Genomic DNA, 17,492 nt, shown 5'->3' on the forward strand with positions numbered 1-17,492 from the left:
AAAACCAAGTTATGCCAACGAACCAAATATTTTTTCCTTCAATAACTGCCCTGTAGGTGTAGCAGCTAAGCCACCTTCACCCGTTTCTCTCAAAGTAGACGGCATCGTTTGACCAATACGGTACATCGCACCAATCACTTCATCACACGGAATGCGGCTTGTAACACCTGCTAACGCCATATCTGCTGATACAATCGCGAGGGATGAGCCTGCTGCATTACGTTTCACGCACGGAACTTCCACAAGCCCTGCTACTGGATCACAAACAAGTCCAAGCATATTTTTTAACGTCATAGCAAACGCCTCTGCTGAAGCTTGAGGTGTTCCTCCGGCCATTTCCACAATCGCAGCAGATGCCATTGCTCCCGCTGAACCTACCTCTGCCTGACAGCCTCCCGCAGCTCCCGAGATAAAAGCGTTGTTGGCGACTACAAATCCAAAAGCACCAGCTGTTAACAAATAGCGTACCATCTGCTCACGTGTAGGGTTAAGTCGATTTTTCACTGCAAATAGGGTCCCTGGAACAACTCCTGCGCTACCGGCTGTTGGAGTAGCACAAATGGTACCCATCGCTGCATTTACTTCATTTGTTCCCATCGCTTTGCTTACTGCATCTAAAAGTAAGTCACCAGATAACGGTGTTTTTTCTTTCATATATTCCTGAATTTTAACAGCGTCTCCTCCAGTCAAACCGGTTACAGATTCGACTCCTTTTAGGCTGTCTTCAATAGCCTTTTCCATCACTTCCAAGTTCTTTTCCATCTCAGAAAAAATTTCTTCTCTCGTTTTTTCTTTTACTTCCATTTCTTGACGAATCATCACTTCTGAAATCGATATGTTTTCTTTTTCTGCTATCTCTACTAATTCTGCTACTGTTCGAAACATATGATAACCTCCTCTTTAACTAACAATCGTCGAAACTTGAATAATGTTTTGGGCTTTTGTTAGCTCCTGCAGCACTGCTTCCTCCACATTTTGATCGGTTTCGATGACCATTAACGCTTCCTTACCAAGGTCTTTCCGGTTTACTTCCATGTGCCCAATATTTATTTGGTTTTTGGCTAAAATCGAGGTAATGGAGGCGATGGCACCAAAACGATCATTATGCGTAACAAGAATCGCTGGGTGATTTCCGGACAAACGCAGTTCAAAACCATTTAATTCCGTGATTTCAACTTTCCCACCACCAATAGATATTCCTACTAATTCTACCTGGTCTTCACCATTACCAATAATTAAACGGGCAGTATTTGGATGGCTTACTGCACTTGTATCTTCCATAAATTCAATTGTTAACCCACGTTCTTTTGCTATTTCAAGTGCTTTACTCATTCTAGGATCATCTGTTTCAAAACCTAGTAATCCCCCAGCGAGGGCAAAGTCTGTTCCATGGCCTTTATACGTTTTAGCAAAGGACTCATATAAATGGATTTTTGCCCAACTTGGTTCACTACCTAATAAATTTCGTGCAGCTTTCCCAATTTTTGCTGCTCCTGCAGTATGAGAGCTTGATGGTCCAATCATGACCGGACCAATAATATCGAATACTGAATTATATTTCATAAAAATCACCGCCTTGAACGTAAATTTCGACACAAACAAATGAACAAAAGCATGCTAATTATTGAATCGTTATTTTCTAAAAGATTATTGTTTTTGCGCAAAATGTACAAACCGCGAACTAGTATAGTGCTCCGTTGATTTCCGCTCCGGGCAGTCGTTATACATTAAATAACAACAAAACATACGACAAATTGGAAAGATGTCATTTAAAGAGAAGTTGCCTTACCTCACGCAAATACGATTGTTTTATTACCGTGAACAAGTACTTTATCTTCCACATGCCAGGAAACAGCTTGAGCAAGAACACTTCTTTCCACATGCCGTCCAGCAACTTTTAAATCCTCTGCTGTATACTGATGATTAATTCGCTGGACATCCTGCTCTATAATTGGTCCTTCATCGAGATCATTGGTTACATAATGCGCAGTTGCACCAATTAATTTCACTCCTCGATTAAACGCCCTGACATATGGATTGGCACCAACAAAGGCTGGTAAAAATGAGTGATGAATATTTATGATTTTATTAGGATACTTAGAAATGAAATTAGGGGAAAGAATTTGCATGTATCGGGCAAGAACAATAAAGTCCACTTTCCCTTCCAATAATTCCAATGCTTTCTGTTCGGCATCTTCTTTCGTATCCTTCGTTAATGGAATATGATAATAAGGGATTCCATAACTTTCCACTACTTCTTTTAAATCTGCATGATTACTAATGACTAAAGGTATGTCAACTGGAATTTCATTCGTCTTCCATCTCCAAATAAGCTCCATTAAGCAGTGATCCGCCTTGGAAACAAAGATAGCCATTCTCTTTCTTTTTTTGTTACTGCTCAGCCACCAGTCCATCGCGTAATCCTTGGCGAGCACGTGCAGATCCTGTTCAAGTTGTTCAAGTTTATCATTCTCTAAATTAAACTCAATCCTCATAAAAAATATACCAGCTTGTGGGTCTGTTGTATGTTGATCAAAATCTATAATATTCGCTTTATGTTCCGATAAAAAATTTGTTACCGTCGAGATGATACCTGGCTTTTCTGGACAAGTAATTAATAATTTCGCACGGTTCTCATTTTCCGTATGCAATGTTCTTCCTCCAAATTAAGTTATACTTATCATTTCTTTTTTATCTATCATTTAATCATACTTAAACTAATAATCTGTCATATCATTTGTATCTTCATTTAAAACATTATGCTAGATTCTAAGCATGAATTTCCATACCATCTACTGCTAACGCTGCTTCACCAACTGCTTCAGATAATGTTGGATGCGGGTGAATATTGTGAGCAATATCCATGGATGTTGCACTTAATACTTGGGCTAAACCTGCTTCTGTAATCATTTCGGTAACATGTGGACCTACCATATGTGCTCCTAACAGCTTATTAGACCCTTCTTCCACAACGAGTTTAATAAAACCGTCTGACTCACCAAAAACAAGCGCCTTCCCTATAGCACGAAACGGGAATTTACCTATTTTTACTTGATAACCTTTCTCTTTTGCCTCATCTTCTGTAAGACCTACACTCGCTACTTCCGGATTACTGTATATACACCTCGGAACCATCGGATAATCAAATAGTGCAGGATCACTACCCGCGATATGCTCGATTGCAACGATTCCTTCATGTGAAGCAACATGAGCAAGTTGCAGACCACCGATTACATCACCGATTGCATAAATGTTACCTTCATTTGTTTGGTAGTATTCATTGGTTTGAATAAAACCACGGTCTATTTCAACTTCCGTATTTTCAAGGCCAAGTCCTTCAGTGTTTGGTGAACGGCCGACGGATACAAATAACTTACCGGCAGAATATAAGGTTTCTTTACCTTTACGTTCTGCTTTAATCGAAACACCATCACCCTTTTCCAATGTTTCTGGAAGCACTTTTGCCCCTGTTACAATCTTAATACCTTTTTTCTTCATTAACCTTTGTACTTCTTTTGAAATATCTTTATCCTCTGTCGGTAAAATCCGATCCGCATATTCAATTACGGTTACTTGTAAACCGAAGTCAGCAAGCATCGATGCCCATTCTATTCCTATAACACCACCGCCAACAATAATAATAGAATCTGGTAACGTTTCTAATGCCAGGGCTTCTTCGGATGTCATAACATATTCTCCATCTACTTCCAGGCCTGGAAGTGTTTTAGGACGGGAACCTGTAGCAATGATAACATTTTTGGAACTTAATATCTGCTGCTCTTCTTCATTATTTCTTTGAACAGCTACGTCTTTGGATTCTAAAATACTTCCCGTTCCCTCATAAACATCGATTTTCCCTTTTTTCATTAAATGTTGAATACCTTTATATAAACGAGTCACAATATCTTCTTTCCGGGATTGCACCTTTGAAAAATCAAGTCCAACCTCAGGGGCAATCACGCCATATTTTTCTCCGTCTTTTGTGTTCGAATATATTTCTGCACTTCTTAATAATGCTTTACTTGGAATACAACCAGCATGAAGACATGTTCCACCCAATTTTTCTTTTTCCACAATTGCCGTCTTTAAGCCTAATTGAGTTGCACGAATACCTGTAACATATCCTCCTGGCCCACCTCCAATGATAATAACATCATACTCCTCTTTCATCGGAAACCTCTCCTTTTTCATTGAAAAATACTTTTTAGAAATACACAGCACTCATCTCGCCCTTTAGCGAATATCGAAGCTTTTCTTATACTTGGTACACTAAAATATTTACTAGTTCATCAACTTCTTGCTTAACGTTAAAAAAAGTGAAACATTACTGAGTGGAGGATTTTATCCCCCACTGAAAAGGGGGATGACCCTTGATGGAATCAAGAGTCTACTGGCTACCTACATTCCACTTATCATTCTGGAAGTATATTGAATGCTTCTCGTTCAGGGTCTTACAGCCAGTTAATTCCGTAATAAAGAATAAAGGGGACAGAGAGCAGCTTTATCAAACCGTAATACGTTATGACATGAATAAATACCGTCTTCGCAATTTTCGTTATATTTCTATTATCAAAAATACCTAACCGTTGTTTGAATCAACCATCACTTATTCCGCAAATATCTATACCATTTACATAGTCTACTAGTAAACAAAAGATAGTTACGTCAAACTTTCTCCCATTACACCATTTGTATAATTGCTTTCTTCATGATCCTGTTAATGCAATTCAATTGCACATGCACTTGATGCAAAACTCTCTCCGACAAGAAAGCCCTGTTCATCGTTATAATCAATTTGCGTTTCTTCATCTAAATAACGCTTTGTAAAAAGGTCTATATGAATTTGAATTCCATCATATTCAATCACTGAATCATTTCTACGCGGCTCATCAAAAACAAGTGTGAATTTAACAGATATTCCGCAACCACCAGCAATATCAGCATCAATGCGCGGATATTGCTCTTCTTTTATTTCCGTTGTTTTCAGCTTATCTAGCGCTGATTCTGTTAAGGTAACAACCAAATTCACCTACCCCCTTCTACCTTATTCTGATAACCCCTCCATATTGGCTTAGAACCTGCACTTCTGCATAATGGGAAAAGAAACAAATCACTTCTTTATCACCTTATACCTTTGTGAAATATGAAGATCCATTCTGCCCATGTATCTATCTATCCACGAAAAATAGTGCAAGCCATTGGTGGGTTTTCTCCCCACCAATGGAAAATATCTTTTAAGCTTTAACAGTGTCTTTTTTCTTCTGTGCATCTTTCTCTTTTGTATAACGTACGATTGGTTTCCTTGCTGCTTGAACTTCATCCAATCGGCCAACAACGGTTGTATGTGGAGCTTCTAAAACAATTCCTGGATTTTCTTCTACTTCTTTGGCAATTTGTATCATGGCGTCTGCAAATGCGTCCATTGTTTCTTTGGATTCTGTTTCCGTCGGCTCAATCATTAAACCTTCCTCGACATTTAGAGGGAAGTAGATGGTAGGCGGATGGTAACCAAAGTCAAGCAGACGTTTTGCCATATCAAGCGTACGAACTCCCAGTTTTTTCTGTCTGGATCCGGATAACACAAATTCATGCTTGCAAAGTTGTTTATATGGTGATTCAAAATGCTCTTCCAGTCTCTTACGGAGGTAGTTTGCATGAAGTACTGCCCCTTCTGATACTTCACTTAATCCTTCTGCTCCCATTGTGCGAATATAAGTGTAAGCACGGACCAAAATACCAAAGTTTCCGTGATATCCTTTCACACGACCGATCGATAATGGGTAATCAGAATTTAATACATAGCTTTCCCCATCTTTTTCAATACGTGGTACTGGTAAATAAGGAATAAGATCCTCTTTCACACCCACTGGACCAGCACCAGGTCCTCCACCACCATGTGGCGTCGTAAATGTCTTATGGAGATTTAAATGCACGATGTCAAATCCCATTGCCCCTGGTGTTGTTTTACCTAATATTGCGTTCGCGTTCGCACCATCATAATAGAGTAAACCGCCAGCATCATGAACAACTTTTGCAATTTCTTCAATTTCTGTTTCAAAGAGTCCAAGTGTATTAGGGTTTGTTAACATTAGAGCAGCTGTATCACTATCAACATGTTTCTTTAATTCCTCCAAATCAACTAACCCATTCTCATCAGATGGAATCGTAGCTGTATCAAACCCGGCTACGGAAGCACTGGCAGGATTGGTACCATGTGCGGAATCTGGGACTAGTACCTTATTCCTGCTCTCTCCTTTCTGTTCATGATAGGCTCTTACCATCATTAAACCGGTCCATTCCCCTTGGGCTCCTGCAGAAGGCTGAAGCGATATCGCGTCCATCCCAGTGATAACAGCCAATTCTTCTTGTAAGTTATACAGAAGTTCGAATGCCCCTTGTGTTGTTTCCGCCTGCTGATATGGATGAATGCGGCTAAATCCTGGAAGACGTGCGATATCCTCATTTATTTTTGGATTATATTTCATCGTACAAGACCCTAATGGATAAAAGCCATTATCAATTCCATGATTTTTATTTGATAGAGCTGTATAATGACGAACGAGTTGAAGTTCAGAAACCTCTGGAAGGTCTGCTGCCTCTTCTTCGTCACGGATTAAATGTTTTGGTAATTTTTCCTGTAGATCAACACTTTCTACATCACTCTTCGGAAGGCTGTATCCTACACGTCCTGGACGACTGATTTCAAAAATAAGATCATTATATTCAACCATTTACAACCGCCTCCAATAATTCTACAAATTTATCAATCTCTTCTTTTGATCGCTGCTCTGTAACAGCGATAAGCATTTGTTTATCATTACCATACGCTTCCCCTAAGTCATAGCCACCAATAATACCTAAATCTAGCAGTCTTTCGTTAACTTCTTTGGCCGGGCGTGGCAGTTCAATGACAAATTCATTAAAGAATGCTGATTTATTTATAACAGTAAAGCCTTTGCTTTGGAGAACTTTTGCCGTATAATCCGCTTTTTCAAAATTTTGCTGTGCCATTTTACGGATTCCCTGCTTTCCTAGTGCTGACATACAAATGGAAGAAGCAAGTGCGTTTAATGCCTGGTTGGAACAAATATTGGATGTCGCTTTGTCACGACGGATATGCTGTTCCCGTGCTTGTAAGGTTAATACAAATCCGCGATTACCTTGTTCATCATTTGTTTCCCCTACAATTCGGCCAGGTATCTTACGCATAAACTTTTTATTTACGGCAAAATATCCGCAATGTGGACCACCAAAGGCCATTGGTATTCCCAGTGGCTGCATGTCACCGACAACCATATCGGCACCTAGCTTACCAGGTGATTGTAAAAGTGCTAAGGCTAATGGATTGGCACTAACAATAAATAGCGCACCTTGTTCCTTCGCGTATTCCTTAATTTCCGCCAGATCCTCAATCGAACCAAAGAAGTTTGGGTATTGAATAATAACGGCTGCAGTGTCTTTATCCAATTGGGACTTTAATTGTTTTAAATCCGTAATATCCGTATCTAAACTTACCTCTTCCACCGAATAACCTTGGCCTTTTGCATTGGTATTTAAAATGGCACGGGATTCAGGGTGTACCCCTCTTGATACAAGGACTTTGGAACGTTTTTTTGAAGCAACAGCAAGGGATGCTGCTTCCGCTAAGGATGTAAAGCCGTCATACATGGAAGAGTTGGCTACATCCATTCCAGTGAGTTCACAAACCATCGTTTGGAATTCAAACATGCCTTGTAGTTCGCCTTGACTAATTTCGGGTTGGTACGGTGTATATGCTGTATAAAATTCAGAACGTGAAATCATATGATCCACAACACTTGGAATGTAGTGGTCATACGTACCCGCACCAAGAAAGGTTGGATATTGATCCACATTTATATTACGATCAGCAAGTTTATTTAATTTTTTTACAAGAACAGGTTCTGGATCCGCTTCTGGAATGTCCAGTCCCCCTTTTACTCGAATACTAGATGGGATGTCAGCAAATAACTCCTCAACAGAAGAGACATTTAAAAAATCTAACATTTCTTTTTGATCTTGCTTTGTATCTGGCAGATATCTATACGTATTGGTCATGTTATTCCTCTCCTTCTTTAAGAAATGCTTGGTACTCTTCCTCACTTAATAGCGATTCTAACTCCTCTGGGTCTGATAGCTCGACTTCCACTAACCAACCCGCATCATATGGTTGTTCATTAATCATCTCAGGGGCATCCTCTAACTCTTCGTTTACTTGAACAACTACACCTGATACAGGAGAATAGAGTTCAGAAACGGCTTTCACAGACTCAATGGATCCCATTAATTCATTCGCAGTTACTTCATCGTCCTCTTCCGGATTTTCAACAAAGACGATATCTCCTAACTCCTCTTGAGCATAGGCAGAGATTCCGATTCGAACACGATTTCCTTCTAATTGTAATACCCACTCATGTTCTTTGCTATATAGTAAATTTGTTGTAGCGTTTGTCATTTTTTTACTTCCTTTCTGCATCTATTTGTCTATTATTTTAAGGAGAATCATAGAACCAGCAATTATACATCCACAAGTTGATCGCATGTCGTGGCTACAGTCATTGCAGGTTCTATGAAGCTAGGATGTTATCCCCTTTTATAAAAAGGTGTTTTAACAACAACGGCGTCAATCAATTTCTTACGGATTTCCACTTTTAACGGTGTCTCTGCTTTGGCATGTTCCATAGATATAATGGCAAGACCCAAATTTTTCTTTAATGAAGGAGAACGGGTTCCGGATGTGATGAAACCAATTTCCTCTCCTTCCTCTGAAAACACTTTGTATCCGTGACGTGGAATGCCTCTTCCTGTTACTTCAACCCCTACTAATTTCCGCTTTAACCCTTCTTCTTTTTGATTTAGAAGGCTTGATTTACCGATAAAGTCACTCTCTTTGTTCGTTTTAACGGCAAAACCAATTCCAGCTTCAAGCGGGCTGATTTCTTTCGTAAGCTCCTGGCCATAAAGGGCAAGACGTGCTTCAAAACGAAGAGTATCACGCGCACCAAGTCCACACGGTTTTAACCCATCTTCTTCTCCCACTTGCAAAAGCTTCTCCCAGAGTGCTTTTGCATCGTCAGCAGCTAAGTAAAGTTCAAAGCCATCTTCGCCTGTATAACCTGTACGGGATACAAGAACATCTTTAACTCCATCTAGATTGACATGCTCGGCAAAACGGAAAAGGCCAATGCCTGTTAAATCCTTCTCTGTTAATTTTTGCAGTATACTTTCTGCCTTTGGTCCTTGGATTGCAACCTGTGCAACATCACTTGAAATATTTTTTAATGTTACCTCACCTTTTGCGTGCTGCTCAATCCATTCATAATCTTTTTCAATATTTGCTGCGTTCACCACTAGTAGGTACTTTTCATCCGCTAACTTATAAACAAGAAAATCATCAATTGTACCACCATCTGGATAACACATAGCTGTATATTGGCATTGGTTAATATCAATCTTTGTTACGTCATTTGTCACTAAAGAATCGATAAAGCTCTCTGCATCCTTTCCTTCAACAACTATCTCTCCCATATGGGAAACATCGAAAAGACCTGCTTCCTGTCGAACCGCCTCATGCTCTTCTATAATGCCTGAAAACTGTACCGGAAGTTCCCATCCTCCAAAATCGATGACTTTTGCACCATAATTTTTATATACTTCAAAAAGTGGTGTTCGCTTTAACACTGCTTCTGTACTCATCTATTTTTACACCCCTACTTTCAATTTCTTACTGAACTGAATGAATCTACTATTATATATGTCTCTAAAATTCTGAGAAGCTATTAAACATTTATGCATTTACTGGCTGTTGAAATAGCGGATAACTTTCGCAAATTTCCTTCGTTGTTTCTTTTGCTTTTTCAAGGACATCCTTATCCCCATTGCTCTTCAGAACAGAAGCAATTACTTTCCCAATTTTCACCATTTCATCCTGCTTCATGCCTCGAGTTGTTAAGGCCGCTGTTCCGATGCGGATTCCGCTTGTAACAAACGGGCTTTCAGGATCATATGGAATCGTGTTTTTATTAACGGTAATTCCCGCTTCTTCTAGTAACTTCTCTGCTTCTTTTCCTGTTAAGCTCCATGGACGTACATCTAAAAGAACAAGATGATTATCGGTACCTCCCGACACAAGTGTGGCACCTTCTTCATTTAGAACTTCGCCAAGGGCTTTAGCATTCGTAATGACCTGCTCTGCATATTCCTTAAAACTTGGCTGTAATGCTTCATTAAATGCAACAGCTTTAGCTGCAATGATATGCATCAACGGTCCACCCTGAATTCCAGGGAATACAGCTTTATTCACCGCTTTCGCCATCTCTTCATCATTCGTTAAGATAATACCACCACGTGGACCTCTTAATGTTTTATGTGTTGTACTTGTCACTACATCTGCATAAGGTAGTGGGGATGGGTGAAGACCTGCCGCTACAAGTCCAGCAATGTGAGCCATATCCACCATAAATTTCGCTCCAACTTGGTCGGCAATTTTTCTGAATCGTTCAAAGTCAATGGTTCTTGGATAGGCACTTGCCCCTGCTATAATTAATTTTGGCTTCTCTTTTTTTGCAATAGCTTCTAGCTCATCATAGTCAATCATTTGTGTATCTTCTCTTACCCCATAGGACACGATGTCAAACCATTTACCTGAAATGCTGACAGGACTGCCGTGCGTTAAGTGTCCCCCATGGGAAAGGTTCATGCCCATCACCTTATCACCAGGTTGAAGTAATGCATAGAAAACCGCTAAGTTTGCTTGTGCACCTGAGTGTGGTTGAACGTTGGCATACTTGGCTCCAAATAGCTTCTTTAGTCGATCGATAGCTGTATTTTCTGCTACATCGACAAACTCACACCCACCATAATAGCGCTTTCCTGGATAGCCTTCTGCGTATTTATTTGTCATTACACTTCCCATTGCTTCTAATACATCTTCACTAACAAAGTTTTCTGATGCAATCAACTCAAGTGTTTGGTGTTGACGTTGTCGCTCACTCTCAATCGCTTTAAAAATAGTTGAATCATTTTGTTGTAACCCCATTTTATTACTCCTCCCTATGTGTAAGTCTTTACAAAAGCTCGAACATTAATTAAACATATAGCTTAGCGAGAAGCACTAACACCTCTTTCTACCGTACAATCCAACTTTTAAATGGCAAAGATTATTATTTAGAAATTTGCACACAAAAAAGGACAGAAAAGGGTAATAAGTGTTCTCAACCCTTCTCTGTCCTTTTACCTGAGAGTTTAACTCTTTATTTAAGAGTCTACCCCTTTGGTGGCGTATTGCTCTCAATACGCGCTCTCCAGAGTTGCGTCATGTTGTGGTTCCATCTACCTGAGAGATTTATTCCAAGGGTATTTTTGGAACTTGCTCCTTCGGTGGCCTTTAACTTCGCGCTCTCCCACAACGGTCATCCGCTCATATTTAATTTTACCTATTTTTAGAATAATTGTTAAAAGAGTAAATGTCAATCCCTTTTTTAAAGGGCTTTCAAAAATTATTTTATGCTTCTGAGTGCCTCAATATGATAAAGTGAATCTTCAATCAGTGGGGTTTTTTTCATCCCCCACTGATTGTTAGCCCTAAAGGCCTCTGATCGAATCAGGAGTTTACTGGCTGCCCGACCTCCACTTATAATTCTTGAGGCATCTCGAATTCTTCCGTTAAGGGTCTTACAGCCAGTTAATCACGTAATAACATCTTACTTTATTGATTCCAAATAATTACAAACAACTTGACCGACTGCTTTTGCTGCAACTAAAAGGGCAGCTTCGTCAATATCAAACTTTGGATGATGATTAAAATAGGCTTTCTCTACACCTTTTGGTTTCGCTCCAATATAAAAGAACGTTCCGGGGATTTTTTCCAGGTAGTAAGCAAAATCCTCTGAACCTGAAAACTTAGGAAATTCAATGATCTGTTCTACATCCGGATCATTCATATTTTCTAAACTTGTTTTTACAAAATCAGTAGTTTCAGGATGATTGTATAATGGTGGATAATCATTTTCGTACGTCAATTCACACTTCACACCAAATTCTTCTTCGATCCCTTTTACAATACGATGCATCTCACTTTCGATGATATCCCGAACCTCATTAGACATATACCGAACATCACCTTCAAGCTCAACGCGGTCTTTAATAACATTACGTGATCCTTTTCCATCAAAAGATCCAATGGTGATAACTCCTGTATCAAACGGGTTTAACCTGCGACTAACGATTGTTTGCACGGCTGTTATAAAGTGGGCAGCAGCAACAATCGGATCATTTGCCATATGTGGGGAAGAACCATGTCCGCCAGCTCCTTGAATACCTAAATCAAAATTGCTTCTTCCAGCCATGGAATAGCCTGTATGGTATCCTACCGTTCCAGCAGGCTCTGTCGGGAATAAATGAACTCCAAAAATATGATCCACATCATCGAGAACACCTGAATCCATAATACTTTTTGCTCCACCCGGCGGCGTTTCCTCCGCATGCTGATGGATAATTTTGATTGTACCTGAAAAAGATGATTTCAATTGAATCAAACAATCTGCAAGAACCATTAAGTAGGCAGTATGGCCATCATGTCCACACGCATGCATTACCCCTTCATTTTTCGACTGAAATGGCAATCCAGTTTCTTCCTTAATGGGCAATGCATCAAAATCGGCCCTTAAAGCAATTGTTTTCCCTGGCTTCTCTCCTTTAATGGTAACAACGATTCCATATCCATTTCCAACATTACGTTCGATTTCCACATCTTTTTCCTTATAAAAACTGGCAATAAAATTGGCTGTAGATTCTTCTTTAAAAGATATTTCCGGATGTTCGTGCAAATAGCGTCTAATTTCGATGATTTCATCTTTTCTTTCTTCCAGCATGGGCATTAATTGATCTTTCATATTCTACTCCCCTACCTTTATAATTTTTTATGGATTGGTTGTTACTCCAAATCCGTTGCTCTCTTTTTCCGATTAATCTTATACCTGTGCTTTCCCATTTCTTTGCTCCAACAATAAACAGATGCCAATGGTAAGCACGATACAAAGTAACATTTTGATATATACAGCAAGTGCTGTAAGATTAATAATAAATCCTATAACTAGTGCAATGACACCATAAATTGGTTTTTTTATTGCAAACTGAGCTAGTACGCCACCAAATATAGCAGGTAAAATTAGTGGAAATACTTGTTGAATATGCTCAGGAATATTTGCGACAAGGATAGCCCCACCAAGAATCATTGGAATCAGAAGCACCTTATTGACTATTGATGCAGCACCAATTGCAAGTGTTGCCGTTATTTCTCCCTTCTCTGTCCCAGGTTGTGCGCCAATGGCATTTTGAGCCGCAGCTGCAGATGGCAAACACATATTTCCGATATTACCTGTTAAGAAACCTATATAAGTACCCGATGCACCTAAAATCGGATAATACATGAGAGGTTCAAGTACCCATACGACAGCAACAATACTTGCATATGCGAAGAATCCACTAAGAACAACATTCCAACCAGGGTGATATCCGAGAACAAATGAAAGAATCAGTGGTAATGAAATACTTAATAAAATAACAGGCCATATGGTTAACCGTCCCCAAAAGTGGGATTTTGCATGAAATTGTTCCATGGGGGAATTACTACTAATATTAGTATCTCTAACCGGTATCTCCTTCTGTAGGTTTACACTCACTGTTTTACCTCCCTATGATTAAATAGTAAAATAACCTATCACTAAACTAACAAGAATTGCAATTCCAAGTGACCATTCCCGTAACCATCCCATACGGGGACTTTTGTTTGCTAATGCTGTTACAGCGATCATTGTAATACTTGCCGTTAGCGCAGCTACAATATATTCAAACCCTTTCACCATTTCAGCACTTGCTAAATTTCCGAACGCCGCTACGATTGCAGCTGTTGTAATAACTCCCATTATCTGTTTACTTTTTTCATTTCTATTTACGATCTTTTTTTGAATATTGTCCATGGACTTCGTGGCCAAGGCAACAAAAACCAACCAACCTATCCCACCGATACATAATGTCCATACGACTGCTGTAAATGCTTGTGCAGTAAAGCCAGCACTTCCTAGTTCCGTTCCATAGGCATTCGCACTTAGACTTGCACCTGTTGACTCGATTGGGGCAGAACCAATAATCCCGATACGCATTAACGTTAAAGCTTCTCCTATAAATGGGACCAGTGATACCGCAACAATAATAATGGCAAATGAGGGGCCAATCGCTGCAATGGCTCCTGTTTTAAGTGCACTGTTTACTTCTTTATTCGTCATCCCAATTTCTTTACTTGTTTTCTTAGCTAATAGAATAAATTTTATAGCTTGAAAAATAACGACAGCTAATATCAGTAAAGCAATTCCCCAAACTATCTGACTACCAGCAAGTTTCATAGCTTCTTCCATTCTTTCACTCTCCTTACAACTTTCTATTTGCGCTTTACTTCATACTTATTTAGCACCATACAATAGGGCATATTAAAAGCCTATTGTTTCATTGTAAAAGGAAACAGACGATTTCAAATGGAAAGATTGGTCTTAAGCTAAAATGACTGCCTCAGAATCTAATCGCATTCTATGTATTGTACTTCTTGATGCTTTTTCCATTATTAGTTAACTCACACAGGAAACGCTTACATTACCCACCAAAATATACTGCCTTTTTCCAATAAAAAAAGACAGAAAAATAGGCGTTATCCTATTATTCTCTGTCCTTTTACCTGAGAGTTTAACTCCTTTGGTGGCGTATTGCTTTGCTGTATGTACGCGCTCTCCAGAGGTGCGTCCTATTGTGATCCTTTTACCTGAGAGATTGATATCCAACTTTATGGATACTTGCTCCTTCGGTGCTAAACAAATATTAGTCTCTCTCACAATATTCAACCGCAAATATTTTATTTATTTTAATAATAGTCTAAAATTAACTTTACGTCAACCTAAGATTTAAATTTTCATTAATGTAATGGGCATATCAAAACGCGCGTAGTCCATTTCAAATAGTGCGTCATTCACTTCAAAACGCGCATGCTCAGATTCAAACCACGAGTACTTTTTCTCATAGCTGTCCTAATACATCGAATTGTATGGGGCACTTAATCTTTTTGCCATTCCATAAAAAACTCTTCCTCTGCAGTTTCTCATCAATTAATTTTTCCTTTACTACAAATCCATTTCTCAAATAAAAATGAACAGTATTGTTATTTTTTTGGTACACTTTTAAATGTATATGTTCCCTTCGTTCTTTTATAAATTCTGGCAATTTCTTTCCGTAGCCATTACCTTGGTGATTCATACCAATAAACAATGCAGCCAAATAATCATCCATGGAAATGAAGCCGACTATCTCTGTTTCACTAGCTATCACATAAGTTTCAGACATGTGGATATATTTTTCTTTCATCTTCATTTGCTGTAATCTCCAATAATCCTGATCAATAAAATCATGCGCCATTAAAGATCCTTTGCATCAAATATCTACCAATTTATCCAGTTTTGTATTTTTATATAATCTAATAGTCATGTTGTCACCCTTTTAGAATATACCACTAATCTGTTATAAATTTATTACAATTAATATTTCTATTTGTGATAGAAACAAAATAAACTGTTCAGATAGAAAATATAAACAGACTACCCCGCCCCATGTTTCTACAAACTTTACTGTCAGATTTAACATGTGGTCCATGTTTAGTCAGACAGTTTTCATTTATTCTATCGTTGTATTATAATGATTTGTGGTTTGCCGATTATGTTCATTCTTAAAAGGAGGAGTAACACCATGATTCGACTTGCCACCAGCAAGGACTTAAATACGATTGCAACTACTGCAGAGAAAACTGTAAAAGTAATGAAGGCAGAAGGAAGTGACCAGTGGGATGAAACCTATCCTACCATTCATCACTTTTCAGAGGATATAAAGCATTCTTCTCTGTTTATTTACGAGGTAGATAGCATTATTTATGGTTTTATCACCGCCGTCCAGAACATAGCCAAAGAATATAATAATTTGAATTGGAGTCTTTCCAACGATGAAGTAGGAACCTTTCACAGATTGATAGTAGATCCTGAGCGTCGTAAAACAAACGTTGCTTCAGAACTGATTAAATTTGTTGAGGGGCATTTTCAAAAGTTAGGACTACGTGGTATGAAGATAGATACATATTCTATTAATGAAAAAGCTCAACGGCTGTTTACACGGCTTGGTTATGAGAAGGTTGGGGAATATTATATGGAGGAGCGGGAGTTGCCGTTTTTAGGGTATGAGAAAGAGTTATAATTCCTGTTCCAGATAAGGTTTCTCTATTGTTTACTAAATGACAAGCCTTAGACCATTTCCTTCCTCAGTAGTGTATAGGAGAAATTTTTTTGTGTATCCATTCTATTCCAAGTGAATTACTTTGAAATAAAGTCTCTTTAGCCTTATTATAGTGTAATAGATTAAAATTTTTAGGAGTGTATGTAAATGAAGAAAATTAACTTCCTTTTGATTCTGCTTCTTTCGTTTACTTTTTTAAGTGCATGTTCGAGCGAAAATGAGGATTCAAACAATGGAACAGACCAGGAAAATACGGATGAGGTATGGACAGAAATAAAAGATTCCGGAAAAATCACCGTTGGAACATCTGGAACATTATTTCCAGCTTCTTATTATGAGGGAAGCGAAGGCAATGAAGACAATTTAACAGGCTACGACGTGGAAGTGGTAAGAGAAATTGCAAAGCGTCTGGGAGTAGATGTTGAATTTGAAATAATGGGTATCGACAGCATGCTATCAGCTATTAAAAGTGGCAGAATCGACATTGCAATTAATGACATTGAGCCAACCGCTTCAAGGAAAGAAGCATTTAACTTTAGTGAACCTTATAAATATTCCTACACAACCATGGTGGTTCGAAAAGAAGATAATTCTGGGATAGATTCCCTGGAAGATTTGAATGGTAAAAAAGCTGGTGGTGGAGCAACTACCGTCTATAGCCAAATTGCGGAACATTTCGGTGCTGAAGTAGTAACTTATGGAAACGCGCCAAATGAAGCCTACCTTCGTGATGTACATAACGGCAGAACCGATGTTGTTATTAATGATTACTATTTACAAAAATTTGGAATAGCTGAATTCCCGGATTTCGATATCCATCAACATCCCGAATTAAAATTCAACCCAACTGAACAGGCTATCGCCATTTTAAAGGGAGCAGATCAGCTTACCGAAGAAATTAACCATGCCTTAGATCAAATGCGTGATGACGGTACTTTAGCAGAACTTGGGGAACAGTTCTACGAGGAGGATGCTTCCCAAAAGCCTGGAGATGAAGTTGAGGAGATTGACGGGTTGGAGTTGTAGAAATACAAGAATGAAATGAAGGGAAAAAAACATTACCACCGAACGCAGTAATCTCTAAAGGTTCGGTGGATTTTTTCTTTTAGAATCTCCCGGTGGCAGGTGGATCAAGGTTCTTGTGTCTTAAA

Annotated in this window: 16 protein-coding genes and 3 riboswitches; of the genes, 2 read left to right on the top strand and 14 right to left on the bottom strand. The window is 38.9% G+C overall.

What is annotated here, in order from left to right; all coding sequences use genetic code 11:
- Positions 1-9: 9 nt before the first annotated feature.
- The 14 genes from sdaAA to GMJ66_RS05630 form a co-directional block, all read right to left on the bottom strand.
- Complete coding sequence (gene sdaAA, locus GMJ66_RS05565) at positions 10-885, bottom strand: L-serine ammonia-lyase, iron-sulfur-dependent, subunit alpha (RefSeq protein WP_156289347.1); 876 nt, start codon at positions 883-885, stop codon at positions 10-12.
- Between the two features lie 15 nt (positions 886-900).
- A complete protein-coding gene (gene sdaAB / locus GMJ66_RS05570; protein ID WP_156289348.1) occupies positions 901-1,563 on the bottom strand; it encodes an L-serine ammonia-lyase, iron-sulfur-dependent subunit beta in 663 nt (220 codons plus the stop codon).
- 227 nt (positions 1,564-1,790) lie between these two features.
- On the bottom strand, positions 1,791-2,651 hold the full coding sequence (gene purU, locus GMJ66_RS05575; protein ID WP_156289349.1) for a formyltetrahydrofolate deformylase: 861 nt from the start codon (positions 2,649-2,651) through the stop codon (positions 1,791-1,793).
- A 118-nt stretch (positions 2,652-2,769) separates the two neighbouring features.
- Positions 2,770-4,170 carry a dihydrolipoyl dehydrogenase gene (lpdA, locus tag GMJ66_RS05580; protein ID WP_156289350.1) on the bottom strand — a complete coding sequence of 467 codons (1,401 nt, stop codon included), beginning with the start codon at positions 4,168-4,170 and terminating at the stop codon, positions 2,770-2,772.
- Between the two features lie 547 nt (positions 4,171-4,717).
- Entirely contained in the window at positions 4,718-5,023 is a 306-nt protein-coding gene (locus tag GMJ66_RS05585) for a HesB/IscA family protein (RefSeq protein ID WP_156289351.1), read from the bottom strand.
- Positions 5,024-5,234: 211 nt separating this feature from the next.
- Positions 5,235-6,731 (bottom strand): aminomethyl-transferring glycine dehydrogenase subunit GcvPB, encoded by a 1,497-nt coding sequence (gene gcvPB, locus GMJ66_RS05590; protein WP_156289352.1) that lies wholly within the window; start codon positions 6,729-6,731, stop codon positions 5,235-5,237.
- Complete coding sequence (gcvPA, locus tag GMJ66_RS05595; RefSeq protein WP_156289353.1) at positions 6,724-8,076, bottom strand: aminomethyl-transferring glycine dehydrogenase subunit GcvPA; 1,353 nt, start codon at positions 8,074-8,076, stop codon at positions 6,724-6,726. The genes gcvPB and gcvPA overlap by 8 nt, the downstream gene beginning before the upstream one ends.
- Position 8,077: 1 nt before the next feature.
- Positions 8,078-8,473, bottom strand: coding sequence for a glycine cleavage system protein GcvH (gene gcvH, locus GMJ66_RS05600; RefSeq protein ID WP_156289354.1), 396 nt, complete (start codon positions 8,471-8,473; stop codon positions 8,078-8,080).
- Positions 8,474-8,601: 128 nt separating this feature from the next.
- Complete coding sequence (gene gcvT / locus GMJ66_RS05605) at positions 8,602-9,714, bottom strand: glycine cleavage system aminomethyltransferase GcvT (RefSeq protein WP_156289355.1); 1,113 nt, start codon at positions 9,712-9,714, stop codon at positions 8,602-8,604.
- 91 nt (positions 9,715-9,805) lie between these two features.
- Positions 9,806-11,056 carry a serine hydroxymethyltransferase gene (glyA, locus tag GMJ66_RS05610; RefSeq protein ID WP_156289356.1) on the bottom strand — a complete coding sequence of 417 codons (1,251 nt, stop codon included), beginning with the start codon at positions 11,054-11,056 and terminating at the stop codon, positions 9,806-9,808.
- Positions 11,057-11,232: 176 nt separating this feature from the next.
- A riboswitch (glycine riboswitch) is annotated at positions 11,233-11,335 on the bottom strand.
- Positions 11,336-11,720: 385 nt separating this feature from the next.
- Positions 11,721-12,911: a M20 family metallopeptidase gene (locus tag GMJ66_RS05615; RefSeq protein ID WP_156289357.1), complete on the bottom strand. Its 1,191-nt coding sequence runs from the start codon at positions 12,909-12,911 to the stop codon at positions 11,721-11,723.
- Positions 12,912-12,989: 78 nt separating this feature from the next.
- A complete protein-coding gene (locus GMJ66_RS05620; protein ID WP_231514824.1) occupies positions 12,990-13,700 on the bottom strand; it encodes a small-conductance mechanosensitive channel in 711 nt (236 codons plus the stop codon).
- 18 nt (positions 13,701-13,718) lie between these two features.
- A complete protein-coding gene (locus GMJ66_RS05625) occupies positions 13,719-14,432 on the bottom strand; it encodes a DUF5058 family protein (RefSeq protein WP_156289358.1) in 714 nt (237 codons plus the stop codon).
- A gap of 300 nt (positions 14,433-14,732) precedes the next feature.
- Positions 14,733-14,805, bottom strand: a riboswitch (glycine riboswitch).
- A gap of 3 nt (positions 14,806-14,808) precedes the next feature.
- Positions 14,809-14,909: riboswitch (glycine riboswitch) on the bottom strand.
- A gap of 172 nt (positions 14,910-15,081) precedes the next feature.
- Positions 15,082-15,432, bottom strand: a complete 351-nt coding sequence (locus GMJ66_RS05630) for a GNAT family N-acetyltransferase (RefSeq protein ID WP_231514825.1) — start codon at positions 15,430-15,432, stop codon at positions 15,082-15,084.
- Positions 15,433-15,804: 372 nt separating this feature from the next.
- On the opposite strand from GMJ66_RS05630, the gene GMJ66_RS05635 reads away from it, so the two are divergent.
- The gene (locus GMJ66_RS05635; RefSeq protein ID WP_197046613.1) at positions 15,805-16,302 is read left to right on the top strand and encodes a GNAT family N-acetyltransferase; all 498 of its coding nucleotides are present in this window, start codon (positions 15,805-15,807) and stop codon (positions 16,300-16,302) included.
- 186 nt (positions 16,303-16,488) lie between these two features.
- Positions 16,489-17,367 (top strand): transporter substrate-binding domain-containing protein, encoded by an 879-nt coding sequence (locus GMJ66_RS05640; RefSeq protein WP_156289360.1) that lies wholly within the window; start codon positions 16,489-16,491, stop codon positions 17,365-17,367.
- The last annotated feature ends 125 nt before the right edge of the window (positions 17,368-17,492 follow it).

The organism is Oceanobacillus salinisoli (genome assembly GCF_009733865.1).
GTDB classification, from domain to species: domain Bacteria; phylum Bacillota; class Bacilli; order Bacillales; family Amphibacillaceae; genus Oceanobacillus; species Oceanobacillus salinisoli.